The following is a 25,897-nucleotide window of genomic DNA, read 5'->3' on the forward strand; positions in this document are numbered from 1 at the left end:
ATAGAAGGCTGTCACTGCATTTCTGCCAAGCCCTGCATCATGTAATTCAATCAAGTCTGGATGCTTTTCAAAGTATGGAAGCGTTAACAATTTATCTTTTAAGCGAAAGGCAAATTTATTTTCGCCCGCCGTTAATGTTCGGCTTTCCCAGCTCACAAGTTCACATAGTAGGGCACGTAGTTTTTCGGGTGTATCCCACATAAAAGTATTCATAAAATTCTCCTTTACTCACATTCGTTAGAGGTACGATTAACGAACTTCTAGTGTTTCTTCACTTTTGCTATCTGTAGCAGCAGTCGCGGCTTTTTTTAATTTCAATTGATAAAAGATCATACAGGCAATAAAGAAGCCAATCCCGTATAGTAAACCAATCCTTTGTGTTGGATCAAACGCTAAAAATACTAAAATTAAAACACAAAAGATTATACAAAATACTGGAATCAACGGGAATAGTGGTGTTTTAAATTTTAGATCAGCCACATTTCCTCCCGACTTCACATAGCGATAACGGAACATTAACTGAGAAGCACATATCCCCATCCATGAAATTGTGACAGATATACCTGCTACTGACATTAGTAATACAAATACAGCATCGGCTTCCATTACACTAGTTAATAAAGATAAGAGTGAGAATACCATCGTAAAAATAAGCGCATTTAAAGGTACTTTGTTTTTCGTTAATCGACCAAATAACTTGGGCGCCATCCCCTCTTGTGACATGGAAAATAATAAACGTGTTGATGCATATAAACATGAATTACCGACTGATAAAATAGCTGTCAAAATAACAAAGTTCATGATACCAGCGGCATATGGTACACCAGCTAAATTCATTAACGTGACAAATGGACTTTCCATAAGCCCAAGCTCTGATGCTGGGAATATTGCTGATAATACAATAATGGAAGCAATATAGAAAACGATGATTCTGAATAGAATTGTACGAATCGCTCGTGGAATATTTTTTTCAGGGTTCTCGGTCTCCCCTGCTGCAATACCCACCAGCTCTGATCCCTGATAAGAAAAAATTACATTCATCATTGTGACAAAAATAATCGTAATACCTGCTGGGAATAAACCAGAAGGTGCTAAATTTGTGAGATGTGGAGTAGGACGATCTGCTAATGGAATTAAACCAAAGATTGCCGCTCCACCAATAATGATAAATGCAATCACTGCAACAACTTTTATACTAGCAAACCAGAACTCTGCTTCAGCAAAGCCCTTCGTTGTTAAAGCATTTAAGACAAATAAAAGAACCATAAACACAGCACACCATATCCAAATTGGTACACTAGAAAACCAATGCTGCATTAAAATACCTGCAGCCGTAAATTCAACGCCTGCTGTGGCAGCAGACCCGACAAAATACATCCAACCTAATGAAAAACCAGCTGAAGGACTAATGAAACGTGTTGCATATGTTTGGAAAGAGCCTGTAACAGGCATGTAAACAGCCAATTCCCCAAGACAATTCATGACCATAAACAAAATTAAGCCACCAAATAAGTAACCAATCAGTGCGCCTCCGGGTCCTGCCTGATTAATGGTATAGCCTACATTTAAAAATAAGCCTGTTCCAATAACACCACCAAGTGAAAGCATTAACAAGTGGCGACTTTTCATCGAACGTTTTAATTGATTATCGTGAAGCTGATCCCCTTTATTCAACATCCATCCCTACTTCCCATATAATGTAAAAATATTAAATATTCTGATTTTTCAAGAATGAAAGTACCCAATCAATTTTCTCTTTTAAATTGATTGGGTATTGGTAGATTTACTTAAAAACGTAATGATAAACAGCTTAAACCACCATCATGTTTTCTAAATTCAGACATATCAAGTTCAATTGTTTGATAGCCAAGGTCCAGTAATTTACGATTTGTTTCTGGATAGCCAGCTGGAATAATAATATAATCATTTACTTGAATACAGTTAGCTGAATATTCATCCTCTTTAGGAATCACGATTTTTTCGTAAGATTCAAATGCAGGATGATCGACAAATTCACCAGCTAGCACCATACGATTTTCCCCAACATAGGCAATTCCAGTTTTTAAGTGGAAGAATTCTTTTAATGGAATAATAGTTGCTTCATAACCTTCTTGTTCAACAATCTCTTTAAATTGCTGAGCGCCTTCTTCATTTGTGCGCTCTGAGATCCCTACATAAAATTTTTTCTCTGCTTGTAATACATCTCCACCATCAAGTGTTCCAGAACCTTTAATATAGTAAATTTTTTCATAGAATTGCTTTACAGCTGGTTCGATTTCTTCAATTTCGCGGTTACGAGCTGCTGCTCCAGGATTCGAGATAATAGCAAATTCAGGCGTTAAGACAGCTGTATCCTCTACAAATGTTGAATCTGGAAATGCTTCATTTGCTGGTAATTGTGTAACTTCTACACCGCATTTTTTTAAAGCCTCTACATAGTGTTCATGTTGTTCAAATAATTTTTCTAAAATGGGCTTTCCTAAATCACTAGTTGTTAAACCGTTTACAAAACTATTTCCTGGATTTTTAACAATAACATTTTTAAACATATTCATCTTCTCCTTTATCCTCTTACTACTGGGCAAGTTAGGCAAGTCGGCCCACCTGTTCCTTTAACAGTAATTTCATCGCCTTTATATTCGTACACAGTTGCTCCAGCATCAAGTAGCTGTTGCTTTGTTTTTTTGTTGCCTTGAGGAATCACACATACCCTTGGTGCAAGCGCTAACACATTACAGCCTAACGAATCATATTCACCTTTAGGTACTTCTACTAGCTGGATGCCACGCTCAATTAGCAGTTGTCTGAAAAATACTGGCATTAAACGCGAATGCACAACAGCTAAATCTCGGTCTACCATACTTATGAAAGACATTAAATGTAAACATTCAGCTTCACCAAGATCATGTGGTAGTTGTACAACTATAAATTCATCTACCATATCGGCTGTCATTTCCTTTAACTGACGAATGGCTTCATCGTTTGTTCGATAACCTCTACCCACAACGAGCGTTCGATTATCTAGCCAAACAATATCTCCACCGTCTGAAACTGCCTCTCCAGTAAGTTCACCAATTACTGGAATACCCTTTTGCTGTAAAAAGTCCTTGTATACTGCTGCTTCTGGTTGTCTTAATTTTTTGCCTGACTTCAGTATAATGGCACCATTTGGTGTGAATTTAACTGGATCATGTGCATAGAGAGAATCTAATCCTACTTCATCTGCTATAGGCAGATATTCAATAGTCTCCACATACTTTTCAAGAATCCCAATAAATTCAGCGTATTCCCTTAGAGCTTCTTCATAATTAGGCTCAGATAAGTAGTTAAATGTTTTCCATTCCTCACTAAGATGTGTTTGGCTTTGGAAAGCATCTTTTGGATCTTTTACAATAACGTGTTTCAAAGGCGCATACATTGATGAACAATAATGCATTCCTTTCACCTCATTTCCGTGTAGTGGAAAACGTTTCCGTTAAGAGGAAAGTTTATATGAAGAATATATTCGTTTTATGCTATACTGTCAATATATTTAGAAAACTTTTATTTTTCTTTCAATCTAGATTGCATTCACCCTTGGAAAAAAAGCTGTATTAACATTTATTAAATAGGCCTTAAAGGATCTTTTTGTAGCTTTCGTGTATTAAAAATAAAGCATTTGTTTAGACTTCTGATTTGTACGGGAATATTGGAACTAGACGTAGGTGGAGAATAAAAATAAAATAGGATGAAGGGAGGTGGGACAAATTGCAATTATTAGAGCGGGCAATGACAATTGCCAAGGTTTTAGCTGCTGATGCAAACGACAGTAGCTTGTCCATTTCAGAGCTTTCTACAAAATGCGATTTACCGCTAAGTACTTTACATAGAATTTTAAAAGCCATGATTAAACAAGGGATGATTGAGCAAGATGAACAGACAAAATATTATCGGCTTGGAACCATATGGATGGAACTTGGCTTACAAGTGTATGATACGATGGATTATATTAGCAAAATTAGACCTGAGTTAGAACGATTAGCCAGGGAGGTTGAAGAAAGCGTTTATTTAAGTAAACCAGCTGGATTAGATACGATTATTATAGAACGGATAGACAGTGCAGCAAATCCGATTCGTATTTATGATCAATTGGGTATCCGCATACCTATGCATATCGGAGCGGCCAATAAGGCCATACTTGCCTCAATGTCAGCAATACAATCCAAAGAAATTCTAGAGCAACTAGTAACTAAAGATGAAATGGCCGAATTAGAGGCGCAGCTTCATCAAATTCGGCAACAAGGCTATGCAATAAGTCACGGAGAACGAACTGCAGGTACTTCATCCATTGCTGTCTCTATTTTAGATGGTTTTGGTGAAGTGATAGGAGCAGTTAGTATTGGTTTTGTAAACTTTAATGTCTCTCAAGATCATATTAATACATTAATTGAGCGATTAGTTGATACTGGTAGACGTGTATCGCTAAAACTTGGTTATCGAGGAAAAGGATAAGAGAACTATTCTCCTTTAAACTTCACTACTTTTCATAAACGTTTTATGTCTGTAAAGGTTTTTTTCTTGAAAGGTTATGTGAAAACTGTTGCACTGAACGCCATCGTATGTTAAATTATTATGGTATGTGAAATACCGAACTGAAATAATAATCTTTCAGCATCAACAGTAAGGAGGGAATACAACATGCCAAAACAATGTGTAATCACTGGACGTAAAGCTCGTACTGGTAACAACCGTTCCCACGCTATGAACGCTAACAAACGTACTTGGGGTGCTAACCTTCAAAAAGTTCGTATCTTAGTTGACGGTAAACCAAAACGTGTATGGGTTTCTGCTCGTGCATTAAAATCAGGTAAAATCGAGCGCGTTTAATCGCTGCTTCTAAAAAATCGATTTCGCATTGAGCGCAATCGATTTTTTTCTTGATTAGTATTCTATAAGAAAGTAAAAAATCCGACTAACACTAGTCGGATTTTTTTACTTTCTTATCTTTTTTAAATAGGTTAATACACGTACGCGTGATACTACTCACGAATTTCGGCAATTGGAACGTATATACTTTCAGGACTCTCTCCCCCTTACGCTAATCTATGCTTCTTATCATTAAACATATGCCTTGCGAGAAAGATATAGACCCTGAAGTTCCTATTATTTCATTACTTGTAAATCGAGATGTTCCTAAGGAAATTTCCTCATTCGTTGTTTCATATTTTACTTGTCGTAATGTTACACCTTGAATAGGCTCCTCGTGAGCAAAAAAAGACAAGTAACGGTATCGAGCATCTGCATAAATTGTATGTGTGCCTGGTAGTAAAAATTGCAACATATTAGTATGATTGATTATCTTTAACTCAATTTGAGGATGCTCTTTTTGTAACCGATAAATAGAACGGACAGCTGCCTCGTAATGATCTAAACGCCCACCCGTCACACCTGTCAAAATAATTTCTTGTGGTGCAAACGTATAGGCTTTCAGCAATGCTAAATCCGTGTCTGTTTCATTTTTCTCTTCTTGGAAACGTTGTTGATTATTGGTTTGTGCCATCACTTGTCTATATTCTTCATCTGTTAAAGAATCAAAATCACCTACAATGGCATCGGGCGTTATTCCGTGCTCAATTAAATATAAGGCGCCACGATCAGCCCCGATAAACACAACATCCTGTTGTTGCTGAAACGATGAAAATGAACAAAGCTCATTTTTTGGACCACCTGCACAAACAACGACTGTCGTCATCCTTTAATCGCTGCCTCGCCAGCTAATAAAATCTCTTGAAGAGCAGCTGTTCGATCTTCTTTACTATAGATGGCTGACCCAGCTACAAAAATTGTCGCTCCAGCCTGTGCACATGGCACAATTGTTTCAGCAGTAATACCACCATCAATTTCAATGGCAATATCTAAGCCCCGCTCCTTAATTATTGTTGATAATGCTTCAATTTTAGATACAACAGAATGGATAAATTTTTGTCCACCGAATCCAGGATTAACAGTCATTAATAATACCATATCAATATCTTCTAAAATGTGTTGAATTGATTCTATCGGTGTATGTGGATTTAATACGACACCCGCTTTTACACCAAAAGAACGGATTAATTGAATTGTTCGATGTAAATGACGGCATGCTTCTACATGTACCGTAATATAGTCTGCTCCAGCTTTTGCGAACTGTTCGATATACTGATCTGGATTTTCTATCATTAAATGCACATCTAATGGTAACTTCGTTAATGGACGGATAGCATCCAATACAATGGAACCAAATGAGATATTCGGTACAAAGTGACCATCCATTACATCAATATGAATAAGTTGTGCACCTGCTTGCTCTACTTCCTTTACTTCTTCACCTAAATTTGCAAAATTTGCTGCTAAAATTGATGGGGCTATTTGTATCATCATTAATACCTCGGCTTTCTATCCATAATTTCTTGCATAAATTGTTCATAATGCTTGTAGCGGTAGTCTCGAATTTCCCCTGCTTCTACCGCTGCCTTTACTGCACATTTTGGCTCTTTCAAGTGTAAGCAACCTCTAAATTTACAATCATCCGCCACTCTTGCCATCTCAGGAAAACATACCCCCAATTCTTCTTTCTCAATTTCGTCAAAATCAAAGGAACTAAACCCAGGCGTATCTGCCAATAAACCATCACAGACCTCTATCAGTTCAACATGACGAGTGGTATGTTTCCCCCGTCCTAAGCTTTGGGATATAATACCCGTTTTTAAATTCAACTCTGGAATGAGCGTATTAAGTAAAGTTGATTTCCCAACGCCCGATTGGCCAGCTAAAACAGTGGTTTTTCCCTTTAAAATAGGACGTAATCGTTCTACTAATTCTTCTTCATCTTTATATGTTTGCAAAACTGTATAGCCCATGCTTTCATAATCTGCTATATAATTTTGTAATTCCTCACGTTCATCATTTTCTAGCAAATCCATTTTTGTTAAACAAATAATCGGGTGTACATGGAAGGATTCTAACACAACTAAAAAACGATCCAGTAAAATGGTATTGAAATTCGGTTCTTTTACAGAAAACACCAAAATGCCTTGATCAATATTCGCAATTGGCGGACGTACTAATTCATTTTGACGCTCTAAAATCTTTTGTATAGTCCCATCAGAGCCTTCAGTTTCCATTGTATACTCTACAATATCGCCAACAAGTGGGGATTCGCCACGATTACGAAATACCCCGCGTCCTCGACATTGAATCAGTTGATGTCCATCAAATACATAATAATAACCACTTAATGCTTTTCTTATTTGGCCTTGCGCCATCCAATTCCTCCTTAATCGACATCATTATAATTAACTTTGCCTTCTAAAATTATTTCTGAGTCACGAATTATTCTATAACTTGCATCTTTGCCATCTTCAATTGTAAGCTGAATATTGTATGGCGTATCACTTAGAATTTCAAATACTTCAACAGGTTCAGACAATGTATGATTTTTATCTTGAATTTCAATTCGAATATTTTGAGCTATTCCCTCTTCTGTAGGTTTATACTCAATGACTACAGGTATGAGACGTAGTTTATCAGGCTGTTTTGCTGGCCCTTTACTGATTACAACCGATATCATAGAACCTTCTTCTACCAAAGTACCCGCTTTTGTCAATTGCGAAATTACACTGCCAGCTGGGATGGTTTCATGATGTTCTTCACGAGATATACGCCAATTGAGACCTGCTCTTTTCACATAGTCATCCATATCAGCTTTCGTATAATTTACAACGTTTTCAACCCTTACCATTCTAACTCCTTGGCTAACTTTAAACGTGATTGTTTCTTCTTTCGCTACTACCTCAGAATTTGGTGGTATGCTTTGCTCAATGATTCTTCCTTCTGGCTCATTAGAAGGGACATCCTCTTTTATTACGTCTTTATACTTTCCTTTTATTAAAGCTTCAACTTGACTATAATTTTGTCCTACATAATTATCAACTGTCGTCATCTCTACACCTAAACTAACGATTAAGTCTACCTCTGAGCCTTTTTCACGTAATGAATTTTTTGATGGGTCCGTTTCAATAACTTTCCCCTTCTCTATTTCCTCATGATTTCGCTCCTGATGCTCTTCACCAACAACAAATCCATCTGCTTCTAATTTTTTTGTCGCTTCCTCTATTGTTAAATTGGCTACATCTGGTATAGCCACTTTTTTCGGGCTAAATAAATCTTTTGCAAAAATAAAGAATAAGAAAATGACAATCGCTGCAATGAATAGTCCTGCAACATATTTGGGCCAATTTTTCTTCTTTGCCTTAACAGGAACTGGCTTTTCTACAGGCTTTTTAGGTTGTGGTTGAGATGGAGCTTTAGCTTCCATAATTGGTTCAATAACTCTTGTTTTAGTTAAATCTTCGTCTTTTTTATGCATCTGCTCTTTAATGATAGGAATAGCCTTCGTTACATCATTATCCACAGGTATGACAAATTTGGGATCATTGATTCTAGATGGTGATAGTACAGTTTCCAAATCTTCATACATTTCTTCCACTGTCGTATAACGATGGGATGCATCTTTGGCAGTAGCCTTTAATACTACATTTTCCAAGCTTTGGGGAATCGTTGCATCAAATGCTCGAACAGAAGGCGTTTCGGCTTGTAAATGCTTAAGTGCTATTGAAACAGCAGATTCACCAGAAAATGGAAGTTCACCTGTTAATAATTCATATAATACAATACCGAGAGCGTAAATATCTGATTTGTTTGTAGCTGTACCGCCGCGAGCTTGCTCCGGTGATAAATAATGGACTGTACCAAGCACAGAATTTGTTTGAGTAAATGATGTAGCACTTAACGTCATCGCAATACCAAAATCCGTAATTTTCACATTACCTTCCGCATCCATTAAAATATTTTGCGGTTTAATATCACGGTGGATAATATGGTTTTCATGGGCATTGGCAATGGCAGACGTTAATTGCTTCATAATATGCACACTTCTAGCAGGAGAAATTGGTGCAAATTCTTGTATGTACTGCTTTAATGTTTTTCCTTGAACATATTCCATCACAATATAGTGTAGATCTCCATCGTCACCTACATCATAAACACTAACAATATTCGGATGTGTAAGACTTGTAGCAGACAGTGCCTCACGTTGAAAACGTCGATGTAATTCATCCTCATTGGAAAAATCATAGCGTAATATTTTAATGGCTACATCACGATTTAAGATCATATCGTGTGCTAAATAAACATTGGACATACCTCCGCCACCAATGAGTTCTAAAATTTTATAACGGTCACTAATTCTTTTACCTACAAGCATTCTTACACCTCCTCATCCCTTTTTGTTAATAGCACGAGGGAGATATTGTCTTCTCCCCCGCTGGCATTTGCTAATTCTACAAGTTTACGTCCCTTTTCCTTAATGGAGTCTGGATACGTAATTATCGATGCCATTTCATAAACAGTTAGTTTATTGCTTAATCCATCTGAACAAATGAGTAAATACGATTCTGATGCTAAATCTACTTCATAAAAGTCTGGTTCGATTGTGTCCTCTGTCCCAACCGCTTTTAAGATGAAATTTTTCTTTGGATGTGTCAAAGCCTCTTCTTCGCTTATCTCACCATTTTCGACCAAGACGTTCACATATGAATGATCTCTTGTTATTTGTTGTGCACCATCTTCAAAGAAATAATACACACGACTGTCCCCCACATGTGCAATGAAGCAATGTTGTTCTTCGATTAACACTGCAATAAATGTCGTGCCCATTCCTTTACAGTCTTCATGTGATAAAGAATAGTCATATATTGTTTTATTCAATTGCTTAACTGTTTGTAATAACCATTCTTTTTTTGATGTTGTGGATTCAAAATGATGTGTGTCTGCCTGTAAAAAAAAGGATTCCATTTGTTGAATTGCCATATCACTTGCTACATCACCAGCATTATGACCACCCATGCCATCCGCTACAAGTGCTAGTGCAAGCCCATCTGGACGTTTAAAGAATGCAGCACGGTCCTCATTAATGGATCGTTTTAAACCAATATCACTTTCGACTGTGTATTCCAATACTGGTCACCTCGTTTCTTCAGATCTCTCTTGTGCACGTAATTGACCACACGCAGCAGCGATATCTGAACCTTGCTCTCGGCGGATCGTTACGTTAATACCATTTTTCTTTAATGTTTTTTCAAAAGCAAAAATTTGACTACGAGATGTACGAACATAATCACGTTCCGGTACATAGTTTACAGGAATTAAGTTGACATGACATTTAATTCCTTTAATTAAAGCAGATAGTTCCTCTGCTATTTCTACTGAATCATTTTCACCAGACATCAGCCCATACTCAAAACTCACTCGTCTACCTGTTTTTTTTGTATAGTATCGCACAGCATCCATTAATTCTTCCAATTTATAAGCACGGGCAATTGGCATTAGCTTTTGACGTGCTTCTTGGTTTGGCGCATGCAGAGAAACAGCAAAGTTAATTTGTAATTGTTCATCCGCAAATTGGTAAATTTTAGGTACAATACCCGATGTTGAAACCGTGATATGACGTGCTCCGATATTTAAACCTTTTTCATGATTGATCACTTTTAAGAAATTCATCATTGCATCATAGTTATCGAAAGGTTCACCAATACCCATAATGACAATATGAGATACTCGCTCGCCCAATTCATCTAATGTTTGCTGTACTTTGACAACTTGCTCCACAATTTCTCCTGCTAATAAATGTCGCTTCAAACCACCTAAAGTGGATGCACAAAACGTACAGCCAATTCGGCAGCCTACTTGTGTTGTTACACAGACAGAATTTCCATATTCATGGCGCATTAACACAGTTTCTATAGAATAGCCATCTTGTAATTGGAATAAAAATTTAATGGTACCATCTTTAGATTCTTGTTTAATAATGGTTGATAGTGTGGATAATGCAAAATTTGCAGTTAGTTTTTCGCGTAATCCCTTTGAAAGGTTTGACATTTCTTCGAATGTCTTTACACGTTTATTATACAGCCAGTCAAAAATTTGAGCAGCACGGAAAGGCTTTTCGCCATTTTCCTTTAGCCATTCTTCTAATTGATGAGGTTGTAACGAATAAATGGATTCTTTTAAATTTGGCTTTTCTTTTTTTACGCGTCGAACGGGCTTTTCTTCTGCTTCTTCGACTAAATCGTTAATACGTTCATTAAATTTCTCTTGATCCACCATTAGTTGGATTCTCCTTTTTTACGAAAGGCGGCGACAAAGAAACCGTCACTGCCAAAGTCTTGTGGAAAGACTTGAAGCATGCCATTAGCTTGCTTTTCCGCTAATTTTGTTGGTAAAGATTCTAGTTGTATAGCTTCCATTTCTGGATGTGCTGTTAAAAAGGCTTTCACAGTGCCTTCGTTTTCTTGTATGTCTACTGTACACGTACTGTATACAAGCTTACCATCTGTTTTCAAAACTTTCGTTGCTGCATCAAGTAAAGCTAATTGGATTTTTTGAAGACTTTCTAAATCCTCTTCTCGCTTTGTATATTTAATATCTGGCTTACGTCGCATAACGCCTAGTCCACTACATGGTGCATCGACTAAGATAGCATCAAAAGACGCTGCTTGTAAAAATTCTGGTGCTTTCCGTCCATCTATTGGGGCTGTTTCAACAATATCAAGCCCTAGACGCTCTGTATTATGGTCGATTAAATCTAATTTATGTGGATGAAGGTCTGTTGCTAAAATAGATCCTTCATTTTGCATTATTTCGGCAATATGTGTTGTTTTTCCACCAGGTGCCGCGCACATATCCAACACACGCATACCTGGAGATGGATTTAGCACATTAGCAGGTATCATTGAACTTTCATCCTGAATAGTAATCATACCTTCTTTGAAGGCTTTTGTACGAGCTGGTTGACCGTTTGTAATGTATAAGCACTCTGGTATAACATCGCTTTGAATAGCCGTTAATCCTTCTGCCTCTAACTCAGCAATTGCTTGTTTTACAGTTGCTTTTGTTGTATTAACACGCACAGTCTGCACAGGCGGTCTATTATTTTCATGCAACATTTCAGTCGCTACTTCAAGACCGTAGTTATCAACAAATCTTTGAACTAACCACATTGGATGACTTGTTTCTATAGAAAGACGCTCAATTGGATCTGCTATATCATCTGTTGAAGGGACACCACTGCGTAACACGGATCTTAAGATGCCATTGACCATAGAAGCAATTCCACGATGTCCTCGACGCTTGGCAATTTCTACTGCTTCGTTTACTGCAGCGTGAGGAGGGATACGTGTTAAATAATGGATTTGATACAACGAGATTCTTAATAACCAGCGAACCCAATGATCAATTGAACCGCGAATAAATGGCTCTAAGTAATAATCAAGTGTCATTTTATACTGTAAAGTTCCATACGTTATTTCAGTCAATAAAGCACGATCTTTTGCTTCAATTTTATGTCGTTTAATTGTTTCATTTAGCAATAAGTTGCTATAAGCCTGATTTTTATCAACTGCTAATAGAATTGACAATGCGGCATCTCGTACATTGCCATCCCAAATCACTACACTTTTTTTACTCATTTGAATTGGTCCCCAATCTGTAATTTAGAACCTGTCCCACGTAAATATTCCTCTGTGGTCATGCGCTTTTTCCCAGCTGGTTGCACATCATATAATGCTAAAGTTGTCCCGTTTCCAGCTGCTACCTCAAAATGATCTTTATCAATGGCAACAACTGTACCTGGATTCGCCTCATGCTTACTTTTGCCAATCGATGCCCACCAAATTTTAAAATTACCATCCTCAAAAGTGGTATAAGCAACAGGCCACGGATGAAGACCTCGCACTTGATTGTATAAAGTAATAGCATCATTCGTCCAATCGATCCGTTCTTGTTCCCTTGAAATATTACTTGCAAAGGTAACTTGTTCTTCATCTTGAACTGTACGATTATTTGTACCATTTATAATAGAAGGAAGTGTTTCCTTGAGTAATTCACAGCCAACCATACTTAGCTTATCAAAAAGTCCACCAGTATGATCATCTTCTTCAATAGGGATTGCTTTTTGAGAGATAATATCTCCCGCATCAAGCTTTTCTGCCATATACATGATCGTTACTCCTGTTTCTTTTTCACCATCCATGACGGCTTGGTGAATTGGAGCACCTCCACGATATTTTGGTAATAGTGATGCATGGACATTAATGCAGCCTAGAGCTGGTGCATCTAATAATTCTTTGGGTAGTATCTGTCCAAATGCTGCTGTTATCACTAGATCAGGCTGTAGAGCAAGAATCTGCTGTAACTCCTCGGAGCCACGTAATTTTTCGGGTTGAATAATTGGCAAGCCAAGTTCCAACGCTGTTGCCTTTACTGGCGGCGGTGTTAGTACTCGTTTACGCCCAACTGGACGATCTGGTTGTGTTACAACTGCTTTAATAGCATATCCTTCATCATGTAGCATACGCAAAATAGGTGCGGAGAAGTCAGGTGTCCCCATAAAAACGATAGATGTCATTTTATTCCTCCTCTTCGGCGTACATTTCTTCTAGTTCTTCTGCTGTGACAATACGCTTGATTTTTGAATCGAAAAGCACACCATCTAAATGATCAATTTCATGTAAGATCGCACGTGCATCAAAGCCACCTGCCTCTAATTCATAAACACGTCCTTCACGATCACATGCTTCAATTTTGACATAGCTAGGACGTTCTACTTCTCCATATAAACCTGGAAAGCTCAGGCATCCTTCAATATCTACTTCTGCTCCGTCCGTTTCAACGACAGTTGGATTAATCATTTCTAAAATATCACGTTCTTCACCTAGTTCAACAATTGCTACCCGTAACCCTACGTCTATTTGTGGTGCCGCAATTCCAACACCATCATATTCCACCATTGTGTCATATAAATCATCAAGTAACGTAATTATTTCATCATTTATTTCTGTCACTTCAGCACACGTTGTCGATAGTACCTTTGCAGGGTTTTCAATTACTTTTTTTATAGCCATGATTATTTCCTCATTTCTGCTTTAAAGCTAGTCCACTAGCTAATTGATACTTTTATTAAAAATCGTGCTACTATTACACGCTAACTATATAGTAGATGGATCTAAATCTACCGTCATTAATATTCCTTGCTTAATCCACTCTGCTCTATACATGGCAAGTAGACGTTGTAACACAGGAATTAGATTTGGTTCAATTTTATATTTTATCAAACATTGATAACGATATCTATTTTGGAGACGAGCAATACTCGCAGTTGTTGGTCCTATTATTGCGACTTGATTCGATAAGTTTCCTCGTAACCAATCAGCCACCCGGCTAGCATATTCAGCAGCCATCATGACATCTTCATGGGATAATTGAATAAGAGCTACAAAATAATAAGGTGGATAGTTGGATCTGCGACGTAAAAACATCTCACGTTCATAAAATGGTTCATACTCTTGGGATTTAGCTAATTCAATTGCGTAATGCTCAGGTGTATACGTTTGAATGATGACTTCCCCTAGCTTGTCATGTCTCCCAGCACGTCCACTTACCTGTGTTAATAGCTGAAATGTTCGCTCTGCTGCGCGGTAATCAGGTAAATGTAAGGATGTATCAGCACTAAGTACACCAACTAGCGTAATATTTGGAAAATCTAGACCCTTTGCAATCATTTGAGTACCAAGCAAAATATCTGCTTGCCCTGCCCCAAATATCTCCAATATTTCTTCGTGTGCCCCTTTATGCTTCGTAGTATCTACATCCATACGTAATACTCTTGCCTCAGGAAACAACTTATACAGTTCCTCTTCCACCTTTTGTGTACCTGTACCAAAATAACGGATATGATCACTTTGACATTGCGGACATATTTGTGGAACATGTTCCTCGTAACCACAATAATGACATTTCAATTTTTCAGTTGTTCGATGATAGGTTAATGAAATATCACAATTTGGACATTGGACAACTGTTCCACAATCTCGGCAGAGTACAAATGATGAATAGCCACGACGGTTTAAAAACAGCACCATTTGCTCTTTTTTCTCAAGTCTTAAACGGATTGCTTCTATCAATGATTGGGAAAACATCGAACGATTACCTTGTCTCAGCTCTTCACGCATATCTGCAATAAAAACAGTCGGCAAAGCCTGATGTAAAGCACGGTGTTTTAAGGAGAGTAGCTTATATACTCCCTTTTTAGCTCTTGCAAATGATTCTAATGCTGGTGTTGCACTCCCTAAAATAATAGGACATTTATAAAATTCGCTACGCCAGATGGCTACATCTCTTGCATGATAACGCGGTGAATCTTCTTGCTTATAAGTTGACTCATGTTCCTCATCCAATATAATAAGCCCTATATTCGTAAAGGGAGCAAAAATAGCTGAACGAGCTCCAACTACGACCTTCACTTTGCCTTGTTGAATTTTACGCCATTCATCATATTTCTCACCTACAGATAATCCACTATGCATCACAGCAACCATCTCACCAAAGCGACTGCGGAATCGTTCGGTCATTTGTGGAGTTAAAGAGATTTCAGGTACCAACATAATGGCTTCTTTTCCTTCTTCTAATACCTTTTGAATAGCCTGCAAATAAACCTCTGTTTTGCCACTCCCGGTCACACCATGTAATAAAAAGGTTTGCGCCATTTGCTGATCCATAGCTGTAGTAATAGCTTGGAGAGCAACCTGCTGCTCATCCGTTAATTGTAAGGCTTGTGTACGTGAAACTTCCTTCGTAAATGGATCACGAAATACTTCCTCTTGAATAAATTGAGCAGCTCCTTTGTCAATTACTGCCTCTAATACTGATATAGAGACCCCTGCTTCGTCACAAATTTGTTGGGGAGTAAAAACCTCTCCTAAGTGTTGGCACATCCATTGCAATAATAGCCGTTGTTTAACTGCCCTGGATGACTGCTCTAAGGCACGTTCAATAAGTTGGTGGTCTGCTGTTATTTGAACCATTCGAATTTCTTTCACATTTCCCTGTTGCTTCACAACATTTTCGATTGTAACAATGTTATCTGCAACCAATTGTTTCAATAGGGGTAGTAAACCTGCTCGCTCAAATTCTTTAAAATTTGCTCGTTGACGCTTCCCGAATATAGCCTGTACCTCTAGTGGCAATTGTTGACCTTGTTGTAGCTTAATCATTTTTTCATACTTGGCTCGAAGTGCAGATGGTAACATCACTTGCAAGGCATCTATTTCATAGCAAATCGTATCGTTCTTCAACCACTTCGCCATTCGCAACATCTCTTCTGTCAGGACTGGCTCCATATCTAAAATTTGATTGATTGCCTTTAGTTTATTTAACGGTACATCTGTTTCTTGCTTCAATCCAACAACAAAACCCAGGACATTCCTTGGACCAAATGGCACTTTCACACGACTTCCTAACTCGATAACACTAATCCATTCTACAGGTACTTGATAATCAAATGGACGGTCTACATGGTAAGTAGAGACATCTACAATGACCTCTGCTATCAAGAAGCTCATTGTTCCTCACCCTTTATAATATATGACCATAATGCCTGAGCAAAAAGTTGTGGGTTCATTGTCGCCAAAAACTGTCCGTTAAGCTGCGCTTTTTCACTAAAATCAATCCATCTCTCAGAAAGTATATTAAGCATTGGTGTTCCTTGCACTTTTTGCCCGAAAGTGATCGCTTTTATGCCTTCTACCGAAATGATCGGCGTTTCCTTTATAGTCGGCACATTTGCTGCATGGATTAATATTGCCTGAGGGTATTGGATTTTATAAGCCTCCAGTTGCTGTATAGCACCAAACAAATTAGAATTTTCTATTTCAATTACATGTGCGCCTAGCATTCTTGCTTCATGTGCTAAAGCTCGGCCTATGGCTCCATTTGCCTGTGGACTAATTACATGCTGTTCATCCAATGGTACATGCAGGGCACCCGCAGTCACTATGACTGTTTTACCTGTTAGTGGTTTTGTTTTTCTCGAAAAAAAATCTTGAACAAGTGCAGTGATTTTCTCTGGCTCCTCTAGACGGCCCTTCCCGACATAGCCACATGCTAAAAAACCTTCGGAAGGCTCAATAAATTTGTAGCCATCAGCTGATAGCCTATCCAAATTACGTTTTACCGCTGGATGGTCGTACATGTGTACATTCATGGCTGGTGCAATCCATACAGGTGCTGTCGTAGCAAGCAGGGTTGTTGTGATCATATCATCTGCTATACCATTGGCCATTTTTCCTATTATATTTGCTGTAGCGGGCGCTACTAAAATTAAATCAGCCCAGTCTGCTAAGTCTATATGAGCAATCACACTTGAATCTTTTTCATCAAACGTGTCAAAATAAACATCATTTTTGGACATCACTTGAAAACTTAATGGATTTACAAACTGTCTAGCAGAGGCTGTCATGATGACTTTTACATTGGCTCCTGCTTGTGATAGCTTGCTTACGAGTGCCACAGCCTTATATACGGCAATCCCGCCTGAAACACAAAGTAAAATATTTTTATTCATGCTAGGTGTCGTCCTTTCAAATGATAAGCTCCCAAAGAAGGATTCCCTGGGAGCTTTCGGCATTCTGTATAATCAAAATCTACTGCTAACTAGACTAGCATGCATGTAAACATAGTAAAGCTCTTTACATGATGTTAGATTTCGTCCTCATACACAGTTGACTCATCCTGTGATACTTTCGTAAGTACACCTGCCGCTACTTCTTCAAGTGCTTTCCCAACATATTTATGGGAAACATACTTGTGTAAGCGTTCTGTGTCTTGCTCTTCTTGCATTTGGCGAGCACGTTTAGAAGCAAGGCTCACTAATGAATATTTTGAATCGATTTCTTTTTTTAAAGCGTCTACTGATGGGTATAGCATTGTTTTATTCTCCTCTCAACATTGACAAATATCTTTTTTCAACACGTTCTCTACGACAATGCTCGGCTTTAATAATCGCATTTATACGATCACAGGCATTCGTCACTTCATCATTTTCCACAACATAATCATACAAGCTCATCATTTCAAGCTCTTCACTTGCAGTAGCGATTCGTTTGGCAATGATATCCTCCGTTTCTGTCCCACGTCCTACTAAACGATCTTTTAATTCCGTTAAACTTGGAGGGGCTAAGAAAATAAATAAGGCATCTGGTGCTTTTTTACGAATTTGTGCTGCACCCTGCACTTCGATTTCTAAAAATACATCACGACCTGCATCAAGTGTTTCATTTACATAAGCTAATGGTGTTCCATAATAGTTACCGACAAATTCAGCGTGCTCTAATAAGCCACCTTGTTCAATTAACACTTCAAATTCATGACGTGTCTTGAAAAAATAGTCTATACCATCTACTTCACCTTCGCGAGGATTTCGTGTTGTCATCGAGATGGAATACTCATAATTCGTATTCGGCTGAGAAAATAATTCTTTTCGCACTGTCCCTTTACCTACACCAGAGGGGCCAGACAGAACAATTAATAATCCACGTTCTTTTATCATTTATTCTCTATATCTCCCTTAATTTATAACAGATACGTGCAAGTTATTCGATGTTTTGCACTTGCTCACGCATCTTTTCTAAAATTGTTTTCGCCTGAACAACAGCAACCGCTGCTTCTGTAGATTGATTTTTTGAACCAATCGTATTAATCTCGCGATGTATTTCCTGCATTAAAAAGTCCAATTTACGCCCAACCGAAATCTTTTCAAGTAATGTTTCCTTCAGTTGATTGAAGTGACTATCTAATCTGTCTAATTCTTCGGAGATGTCTACTCGTTCTGCAAAAATTGCTACTTCCGCTAGTAAACGATCTTCTAGCAATGTGCCATTTGCAACTTCATTAATTCGCTCTATTAATCGTGTACGATATTTTTCAACAGCAAGCGAAGAACACAAACGAATCTGATTGACTTGCTCCATTAACTGTTCTTTATATTGTACAACAACCTCTTGTAATTCTTGCCCTTCACGCTCACGCATTTGAACGAGCTGTTCAATCGCTTGTGAAATCGCTTGTTCAACAGCACTGAGCAAATCCTCTGGTGTAAGCTGGGGTTTTTGCTGTACAAGTGCCTGCTCTAACGATAAAAGCTCTTGCATCGTCCATTTTTCTTCAAGTGGTACTTTACTTGCTAATTGCTCTTTTGCCTTACGATACGCTTCAATTAATGACCAATTAATCTCAATAGATTGCTCTACGTTCTCTAAGTCCTTCACATATACCATCACATCAATTTTGCCGCGTGACAAAGCTTGAGAAATTAGTTTCTTTGCAAATATTTCAGCTTCAAGCCATTCTTTCGGAAATTTTGCATTAATTTCTAAAAAACGATGGTTGACCGAGCGCATTTCCACGGTTAATTGAAAGTCTCTAGTTGTTGTGACACCTCTGCCAAAACCAGTCATACTACGCACCAAGGTTCGTCACACCTTTCTTTGCATACTGGGATTATTATAACATAAGCTTTGTCGATTATGACGACTCTCCAAAAAAATTTGGATAAAGTAAAAGCTAATTCTACCACAATTGAAGCTATATTTTAATATTCACCTAAAAAATGCTATGATAAACATACCAAAAGAGTATTTGCAGAAGCTTAAAAATAGTGAATGCAGATACATTAAGAAAAAAATACGAAAGTACCAAGATGCTTGATATCGTTGGAAAGAGGAATTCATATGGCATTTGATGGCTTATTTACTTATTCAATAACTGCCGACTTACAACAGCTAGTCACTGGTCGGATTACCAAAATACACCAACCTAATGCACAAGAGGTTATTTTACATGTGCGAGCGAACGGAAAGAATCATAAATTACTGTTTTCCATCCACTCTTCTTATGCACGTGTACACCTTACTGAACACGTGATTGAAAATCCAGCAGAGCCGCCAATGTTTTGTATGCTTTTGCGTAAGCATATAGAGGGTGGTTTTATTGCTTCCATAAAACAGCGTGATTTTGATCGCATTATAATAGTAGAAATTGAAAGTAAAAATGAAATTGGAGATCCAATTGTAAGAGAAATACATGCTGAAATTATGGGTAGACATAGTAATCTACTGTTGATTGATCAAGAGCAGGGAAAAATTATTGACAGCCTAAAACATCTACCGCCTTCAGTCAATAGCTTCCGTACTGTACTACCAGGGCAACCGTATATTGCACCACCCTCACAAAACAAATGGAATCCTTTAACAGTGACAGATGAAGAGCTAACAGCATTTTTTGCTGAAGGGAAAACCTCTAAAGAGCTAGTGCAACAATTAGCTGGTTTTTCACCTCTCCACGCGGAAGAATTATTGTATCGAATGAAAAAGACTTCAAATACGCTAGCTTGTTTCAAGGATTTTATGACCTCCTTTGCTAACGGTGGAATGAAGCCAATGTACGTACTCTTCAATCATAAAGTACACTTTTCCCCTATCGAATTAACGCACTTGCACGATGGGGATATAACAATCTATCCTAATGTCCATGAGCTTCTTGATCGTGTATTTTTTGCACGTGCAGAGCGAGATCGTGTAAAACAACAAGCAGGCGATTTAGAGCGCTGGCTACAAAATGAGATTGACAAACTAGCTTTAAAAACAAAAAAGTTAACGAAAGATTATGAACGTGCCTCCAAGCTCGATCAATTCCAACTATATGGTGAGCTATTAATGGCTAATATCTATGCCTTTGAAAAAGGAGTCAAGGAAGTTACTGTCACAAATTACTATAGTGAAACTGGCGAAGAAATAACGATTCCAGTAAGCGAACGTAAAACACCGATTGAAAATGCCCAAAGCTATTATACAAAGTACACAAAGGCAAAAAATGCCTTGGTCATGGTTCAAGAGCAGCTAGAAAAAACGACTGATGAAATTTCTTACTTCGAAATGCTAGCACAGCAAGTTCAGCAGGCTTCTCCTGGAGATATTGAGGAAATTCGTGAAGAGTTAGCAGAGCAAGGTTACTTAAAACTACGTCATGCGAAGAAAAAGAAAAAACAAGCGAAACCTGAACCAGAACGCTATGTTTCTTCTACAGGTGTAATAATCTCTGTTGGAAAAAACAATAAACAAAATGACATGCTGACATTTAAACTAGCAAAGCGGACTGATATTTGGTTACACACAAAAGATATTCCTGGATCTCATGTTGTCATTCATTCAAGTGAACCAGATGAAACGACGTTGCGAGAAGCTGCCACACTAGCCGCCTATTTTTCTAAGGCCAGAGAATCCTCTTCTGTGCCTGTAGATTATACCGAAATAAAACAGGTCAAAAAACCAAATGGTGCCAAACCTGGTTTCGTCATCTATTTTGAACAAAAGACACTGTATATTGACCCTGATGAGACAGTCATTTTACAGTTAAAGAAACAGTCATAAAGGAAGAAACCGATACAAATTGTATCGGTTTCTTCTTTTTTATAACGCGTACACGTAATCCGTACTATAAAACGATGAAAACAACCTTATCTTGATTGATTTTTACAGACAATCTTCCTTATTATAATAACAATATAAAAGCACATGAATAATCTGCACTGTTTCCTTCAACGAATATTGACTTCTACTACTGAGAAACGCTAAATTAAAGTATAAAAAATTTTATAGAGCATTTAAGGAAAGGGCGTATCTATATGTCTGTAGGTAAAAAATTAAGCTTTGGTTTCTTTGCAATTATTCTCACATTAATCATTTCTTTGTTCATTATGTTTCTGTTATTTTCAAACATTGAAAAAAAGATTGAAAATGCATTAGAAGGACATGTTGCCCTTGTAGAATTAGCAGATGATATTCAATTCGAAATGGCTATGCAAGGTCTTTTCATTCGTGCCATCATCATCGAAGACAAACCTGCTAACAAAGAGAGTTTCTCAAAATATGCAAGTATGCTCGACACACATGTGGAAGAAATCATTGAAAAATCAAATTCAGCTGAAATGGAAACATATGCACAGGAATTAAAAGTTCATAATGATACTTTTAACAAGGCAGCAACCGAAGCAATAGCTCTATTTGAAGCTGGTAATCTAGAAGGTGCTTTGCAAAAGGTAAATGGTGAAGTACAACAAACGAATAAAGGTATACAAGATGTATCCGATAAAATTGGAAACTATCAAAAGGAACAACTAGATATTGTGACAAAAGAATCTAAACAGGCTGTATTTAATTCCCAAATTATTTCCATTATCGCAATCATTATTGGTATCGCTCTAGGTATTTTCCTTATTTTCTATATACAACGGACAATCTCACGCCCTTTAAAATCTGTCGTTCTGGCAGCCAGCCATGTAGCTAATGGTGAATTAATTCATCCAGATATCACCCATCAATCAAAAGATGAAATTGGTCAGCTTTCAACAGCTTTTAATGCCATGAAGGGTAATCTGAAAAATTTATTAACGCATATACAGGACAATGCAGAGCATTTAACAGCTTCAGTAGAGGAACTTTCTGCCTCCACTGAAGAAATAACTGCCACTGCTGATGAAATAACAATACGGATTAATGAAACAGCTGATGCTGCAGTGACAGCTACAGTAGCAGCTAACGAAAGCGCACACGCAATGGATGAAACGGCTGTAGGTGTTCAACGAATAGCTGAGGCAACTCAACAACTACATCAGAATGCTATCACAACTTCAGAATTAGCAACAAATGGAAATGAGACGGTAGAAGAAGCTCAGCAGCAAATGAATATTATCCATGAATCAACACAAATGATTAATAATCTTGTTCAAAAATTGAGTAAGCAATCAGATGAGATTAGTCAGATCACAGCTGTCATTACAGCCATTACAGATCAAACAAATTTACTGGCACTCAATGCAGCAATTGAAGCGGCTAGAGCCGGAGAGCATGGTAAAGGATTTGCGGTTGTAGCAGATGAGGTTCGTAAGTTAGCTGAGGAATCCAAACAATCAGCCAACCAAATCGTTGCCTTAACGCTAGATATTCAACAGGATACACATAATGTAGAAAAGGCAGTCTTTGATGGACTTCATTCTGTCACAGAGGGCGTTAAAATCATCGGACATGCTGGACAAGCCTTTGAAGGAATTGTGAAAGCCATTAATACGATGACAGATCAGATTGAAGATATATCAGCTACCTCTGAAGAAATTTCAGCTAGTGCTGAACAGGTTGCAGCGTCAGTTGCAGAAATCGCCCATGGTGCTTCAACGAGCGCGGATAATACAAAAATTGTAGCTTCAGCAACAAGAGAACAATCTATAACAGTACAACAAGTAAACCAAGTTGCCGCAGATCTAAGCGAAAAGTCCTTAGATTTACAGAATCAAATCAATCAATTTAAACTTTAAATAGAAAACAGTGCATTTTATAGATGGGATGCACTGTTTTTTTATATTTTTTTCATAGTACACCACTTAAAAAGTGGAAGATATCCTTCTGAATAGCTATTGATAACGTTTTCATTCGATGAATAAACAGATTTTTAGTAATTATTTGCATGATCAATCCTCTTCAGTAAGACAAATGACATCCTCAAAAAAACAATATGATTAAAACGGTTCTCTTTGGAAGAATATAGGACGAATTGAAGCATTCCTTTTATTTTTTGACTGATGAATAAAACAGTAACCAACTGCATATATGCATGTATATACAACTGGTTCTAAAATTATTTCAAAAAAACTTAATCTCATAAACTAGCTTGTCACTAAATCCAATTTTTTCTTAGTATGGGTACCTTTTTTCATACAAATGCTCATTTTTTTCTTTTCCTTCCCCACAAATGGATAATCTTAGAAAAATACAAAACAAGTTTCTTATATATCATTAATAGATATAAATATTCATGTTTTGCGATAGTAAATTACAAGAAATTACCTGTAAAAGAAACTAATTCACTGAGTTTTACATAGATTTTCTACAAATCTATACAAATTCCTCAAGGTATTACATCCATGACTTTTGATTCATTTTTCAAATATCCATAATATTATCAAAAAAATAGGAATTTTCCGTATAGTAAATCATTTTTTTGTTTTTACTTTATTTTTGATATTCATAATAAGTAAATATCAAATTTTTAATATATATACACTTTCCCTCTTTAGTGTGATAAATCGGAAAAATTTATTATTCTCCTAAATGTCAGATAATACTATATAAATTCGAATCTTTTTTATTTTGTACACAATGATTTTTTTGGTATATTAAATAGGAGCTTCACAAAAGGCTTAAAAATTGTATAAGGGGGATTCACATGAATAAAAACAAAAAGTTTTTATTATTAACAGTTCTTGCAGTATTTTCTTTAGTACTTGCTGCATGTGGCTTCGGTGGAGATTCGTCTGACAAATCAAAAGACGAAGGAAAAGATTCTGGTTCTTCAGAAGAAACAACTTCATCAGGTGGCGAATTAAATGTTGTAGTAGCTTCTGAGCCGCCATCACTTCATCCTGCATTAGCAACAGATACAACTTCTGGTGTTATTCTTACAAATACTTTTGAAGGATTAACAACACTTGATGCAGACGCTCGTCCAGTTGCAGCTGCTGCTGAAAGCTGGGAAGTTAGTGAAGATTTAAAAACATACACGTTCAAATTACGTGATGCTAAATGGTCAAACGGAGATCCAGTAGTAGCTGGTGACTTCGAATACGCTTGGAAATGGGCATTAAACCCAGACAATCTTTCTGAATATGCTTCAATCCTTTACCCAATTAAAGGTGCTGCAGCATACAACAATGGTGAAGGTTCTGCTGATGATGTAGGCGTTAAAGCACAAGACGAAAAAACATTAGTAGTAACTTTAGAAAACCCAACACCTTACTTCTTAGAATTAACAGCATTCAAAACATATGCACCATTAAACCAAAAAGTAGTTGAAGGTAATGATGAGTGGTATGCAGATGCTGGTGAAAACTATGTAACAAACGGTCCTTTCACATTAGCTGAATGGAGACACAATGATACAATCGTATTAAAGAAAAACCCAGAGTACTGGGATGCTGATAAAGTTTCTTTAGAAACTGTTAATATCGGTATGGTTGAGTCTGAAGCAACTGCAGCAACAAGCTTCAAAGCTGGAGAAATTGACTACTTAGGTGCACCATTCCAATCTGTGGCACTTGATTCAATCGATGCATTCAAAGCTGATGGTTCATTAAATATCAATGACCAAGCTTCTGTTTACTGGTACAAGCTTAATACAAAAGATAAAATCACTGGAAACGCTAACATCCGTAAAGCGTTAGCTTTAGCAGTTGATCGTCAAGGTTTAATTGACAACATTACTAAAGGTGAGCAAAAACCTGCATTAGGTATGGTTCCTATCGCAGTTCATGGCTTTGAAGAAGACCGTGGTTACTTCAAAGATAACGATATCGAAGGTGCTAAAGCAGCACTTGAAGCTGGTATGAAAGAACTTGGAATTACAAACCCAGCAGATATCAAAATTAACCTTTCTTACAACACAAGTGAAGCACACGCTGCTATCGCTCAATACGTTCAAGAGGGCTGGACTAAAAACCTTGGTATCACTGTAGGTCTAGATAACTCTGAATGGCAAGTATATTTAGAAAAACTTAACCAATTAGATTACCAAGTTGGCCGTATGGGCTGGGTTGGTGACTACAACGATGCTTATACATTCTTAGAGATGTATGACACTGCTGCAAACGGTAACAACGATACTGGTTGGGAAAGTGCAGAATACAAAAAATTATTAGATCAATCTAACGTTGAAGCAGATCCTGCTAAACGTCTTGAGCTTTTAAAACAAGCTGAAAAAGTTGCTGTGAATGATTTCCCAGTTATTCCAATCTACTACTACACGAACCTATCTGTAGTACAAGATTATGTGAAAAACATGAAGGCAGACATCCTTGGTAACATCTCTCTTAAAGAGGTTAAAGTAGAGAAATAATCAACAATAATTCGCTTATTTAGCTCTACAGCGAAGAGCTGCCTCG

The 25,897-nt window shown here is 37.4% G+C and carries 23 protein-coding genes and 1 pseudogene; 5 read left to right on the forward strand and 19 right to left on the reverse strand.

Features of this window, described 5'->3' with window-relative positions; all coding sequences use genetic code 11:
- The 4 genes and pseudogenes from JIN86_RS15630 to JIN86_RS15645 all read right to left on the reverse strand — a co-directional run.
- Positions 1-213: pseudogene (locus tag JIN86_RS15630) on the reverse strand (amino acid degradation protein); the annotation flags it as partial.
- 36 nt (positions 214-249) lie between these two features.
- Complete coding sequence (locus tag JIN86_RS15635; RefSeq protein WP_202342353.1) at positions 250-1,677, reverse strand: amino acid permease; 1,428 nt, start codon at positions 1,675-1,677, stop codon at positions 250-252.
- A 110-nt stretch (positions 1,678-1,787) separates the two neighbouring features.
- Positions 1,788-2,549: a dimethylarginine dimethylaminohydrolase family protein gene (locus JIN86_RS15640; protein ID WP_082148185.1), complete on the reverse strand. Its 762-nt coding sequence runs from the start codon at positions 2,547-2,549 to the stop codon at positions 1,788-1,790.
- Between the two features lie 14 nt (positions 2,550-2,563).
- The gene (locus JIN86_RS15645; RefSeq protein ID WP_202342354.1) at positions 2,564-3,436 is read right to left on the reverse strand and encodes a dimethylarginine dimethylaminohydrolase family protein; all 873 of its coding nucleotides are present in this window, start codon (positions 3,434-3,436) and stop codon (positions 2,564-2,566) included.
- Between the two features lie 311 nt (positions 3,437-3,747).
- Here JIN86_RS15645 and JIN86_RS15650 point away from each other — a divergent pair, with 311 nt between their 5' ends.
- Together JIN86_RS15650 and rpmB are read left to right on the forward strand one after the other, a co-directional pair.
- Positions 3,748-4,491, forward strand: a complete 744-nt coding sequence (locus JIN86_RS15650) for an IclR family transcriptional regulator (protein WP_004227420.1) — start codon at positions 3,748-3,750, stop codon at positions 4,489-4,491.
- A 186-nt stretch (positions 4,492-4,677) separates the two neighbouring features.
- Positions 4,678-4,866 carry a 50S ribosomal protein L28 gene (rpmB, locus tag JIN86_RS15655; RefSeq protein WP_004227417.1) on the forward strand — a complete coding sequence of 63 codons (189 nt, stop codon included), beginning with the start codon at positions 4,678-4,680 and terminating at the stop codon, positions 4,864-4,866.
- Between the two features lie 91 nt (positions 4,867-4,957).
- Here the strand turns inward: rpmB and spoVM are convergent, their stop codons facing one another.
- The 15 genes from spoVM to JIN86_RS15730 form a co-directional block, all read right to left on the reverse strand.
- Entirely contained in the window at positions 4,958-5,059 is a 102-nt protein-coding gene (gene spoVM, locus JIN86_RS23980; RefSeq protein WP_099805045.1) for a stage V sporulation protein SpoVM, read from the reverse strand.
- Positions 5,060-5,077: 18 nt separating this feature from the next.
- Complete coding sequence (locus tag JIN86_RS15665) at positions 5,078-5,731, reverse strand: thiamine diphosphokinase (RefSeq protein ID WP_202342355.1); 654 nt, start codon at positions 5,729-5,731, stop codon at positions 5,078-5,080.
- The gene (gene rpe / locus JIN86_RS15670) at positions 5,728-6,396 is read right to left on the reverse strand and encodes a ribulose-phosphate 3-epimerase (protein ID WP_202342422.1); all 669 of its coding nucleotides are present in this window, start codon (positions 6,394-6,396) and stop codon (positions 5,728-5,730) included. Before rpe ends, JIN86_RS15665 begins: the two co-directional genes overlap by 4 nt.
- Before the next feature lie 2 nt (positions 6,397-6,398).
- Positions 6,399-7,283: a ribosome small subunit-dependent GTPase A gene (gene rsgA / locus JIN86_RS15675; RefSeq protein WP_202342356.1), complete on the reverse strand. Its 885-nt coding sequence runs from the start codon at positions 7,281-7,283 to the stop codon at positions 6,399-6,401.
- A gap of 11 nt (positions 7,284-7,294) precedes the next feature.
- Positions 7,295-9,283, reverse strand: coding sequence for a Stk1 family PASTA domain-containing Ser/Thr kinase (gene pknB, locus JIN86_RS15680; protein WP_202342357.1), 1,989 nt, complete (start codon positions 9,281-9,283; stop codon positions 7,295-7,297).
- Between the two features lie 2 nt (positions 9,284-9,285).
- The gene (locus tag JIN86_RS15685) at positions 9,286-10,035 is read right to left on the reverse strand and encodes a Stp1/IreP family PP2C-type Ser/Thr phosphatase (RefSeq protein WP_004227404.1); all 750 of its coding nucleotides are present in this window, start codon (positions 10,033-10,035) and stop codon (positions 9,286-9,288) included.
- A 6-nt stretch (positions 10,036-10,041) separates the two neighbouring features.
- Complete coding sequence (gene rlmN, locus JIN86_RS15690) at positions 10,042-11,184, reverse strand: dual-specificity RNA methyltransferase RlmN (RefSeq protein WP_202342358.1); 1,143 nt, start codon at positions 11,182-11,184, stop codon at positions 10,042-10,044.
- Positions 11,184-12,545 (reverse strand): 16S rRNA (cytosine(967)-C(5))-methyltransferase RsmB, encoded by a 1,362-nt coding sequence (gene rsmB, locus JIN86_RS15695; RefSeq protein WP_202342359.1) that lies wholly within the window; start codon positions 12,543-12,545, stop codon positions 11,184-11,186. Before rsmB ends, rlmN begins: the two co-directional genes overlap by 1 nt.
- The gene (gene fmt / locus JIN86_RS15700) at positions 12,542-13,483 is read right to left on the reverse strand and encodes a methionyl-tRNA formyltransferase (protein WP_202342360.1); all 942 of its coding nucleotides are present in this window, start codon (positions 13,481-13,483) and stop codon (positions 12,542-12,544) included. Before fmt ends, rsmB begins: the two co-directional genes overlap by 4 nt.
- A 1-nt stretch (position 13,484) precedes the next feature.
- Positions 13,485-13,979, reverse strand: coding sequence for a peptide deformylase (gene def, locus JIN86_RS15705; protein ID WP_202342361.1), 495 nt, complete (start codon positions 13,977-13,979; stop codon positions 13,485-13,487).
- Positions 13,980-14,063: 84 nt separating this feature from the next.
- On the reverse strand, positions 14,064-16,475 hold the full coding sequence (gene priA / locus JIN86_RS15710; RefSeq protein WP_202342362.1) for a primosomal protein N': 2,412 nt from the start codon (positions 16,473-16,475) through the stop codon (positions 14,064-14,066).
- On the reverse strand, positions 16,472-17,476 hold the full coding sequence (gene coaBC, locus JIN86_RS15715) for a bifunctional phosphopantothenoylcysteine decarboxylase/phosphopantothenate--cysteine ligase CoaBC (protein ID WP_202342363.1): 1,005 nt from the start codon (positions 17,474-17,476) through the stop codon (positions 16,472-16,474). The genes priA and coaBC overlap by 4 nt, the downstream gene beginning before the upstream one ends.
- A 134-nt stretch (positions 17,477-17,610) precedes the next feature.
- A complete protein-coding gene (rpoZ, locus tag JIN86_RS15720) occupies positions 17,611-17,838 on the reverse strand; it encodes a DNA-directed RNA polymerase subunit omega (protein ID WP_004227380.1) in 228 nt (75 codons plus the stop codon).
- Between the two features lie 4 nt (positions 17,839-17,842).
- The gene (gene gmk / locus JIN86_RS15725; RefSeq protein ID WP_202342364.1) at positions 17,843-18,460 is read right to left on the reverse strand and encodes a guanylate kinase; all 618 of its coding nucleotides are present in this window, start codon (positions 18,458-18,460) and stop codon (positions 17,843-17,845) included.
- A gap of 43 nt (positions 18,461-18,503) precedes the next feature.
- Positions 18,504-19,379, reverse strand: a complete 876-nt coding sequence (locus JIN86_RS15730; protein WP_004227378.1) for a YicC/YloC family endoribonuclease — start codon at positions 19,377-19,379, stop codon at positions 18,504-18,506.
- Between the two features lie 261 nt (positions 19,380-19,640).
- Here JIN86_RS15730 and JIN86_RS15735 point away from each other — a divergent pair, with 261 nt between their 5' ends.
- The 3 genes from JIN86_RS15735 (at position 19,641) to JIN86_RS15745 (ending at position 25,851) form a co-directional block, all read left to right on the forward strand.
- Positions 19,641-21,338: an Rqc2 family fibronectin-binding protein gene (locus JIN86_RS15735; RefSeq protein WP_202342365.1), complete on the forward strand. Its 1,698-nt coding sequence runs from the start codon at positions 19,641-19,643 to the stop codon at positions 21,336-21,338.
- A gap of 254 nt (positions 21,339-21,592) precedes the next feature.
- Positions 21,593-23,278 carry a methyl-accepting chemotaxis protein gene (locus JIN86_RS15740; RefSeq protein ID WP_202342366.1) on the forward strand — a complete coding sequence of 562 codons (1,686 nt, stop codon included), beginning with the start codon at positions 21,593-21,595 and terminating at the stop codon, positions 23,276-23,278.
- Positions 23,279-24,186: 908 nt separating this feature from the next.
- On the forward strand, positions 24,187-25,851 hold the full coding sequence (locus tag JIN86_RS15745; RefSeq protein ID WP_004227373.1) for a peptide ABC transporter substrate-binding protein: 1,665 nt from the start codon (positions 24,187-24,189) through the stop codon (positions 25,849-25,851).
- Positions 25,852-25,897 lie beyond the last annotated feature (46 nt).

Origin of the sequence: Lysinibacillus sp. HST-98, from assembly GCF_016757845.1 — a bacterium.
GTDB lineage: Bacteria > Bacillota > Bacilli > Bacillales_A > Planococcaceae > Lysinibacillus > Lysinibacillus capsici.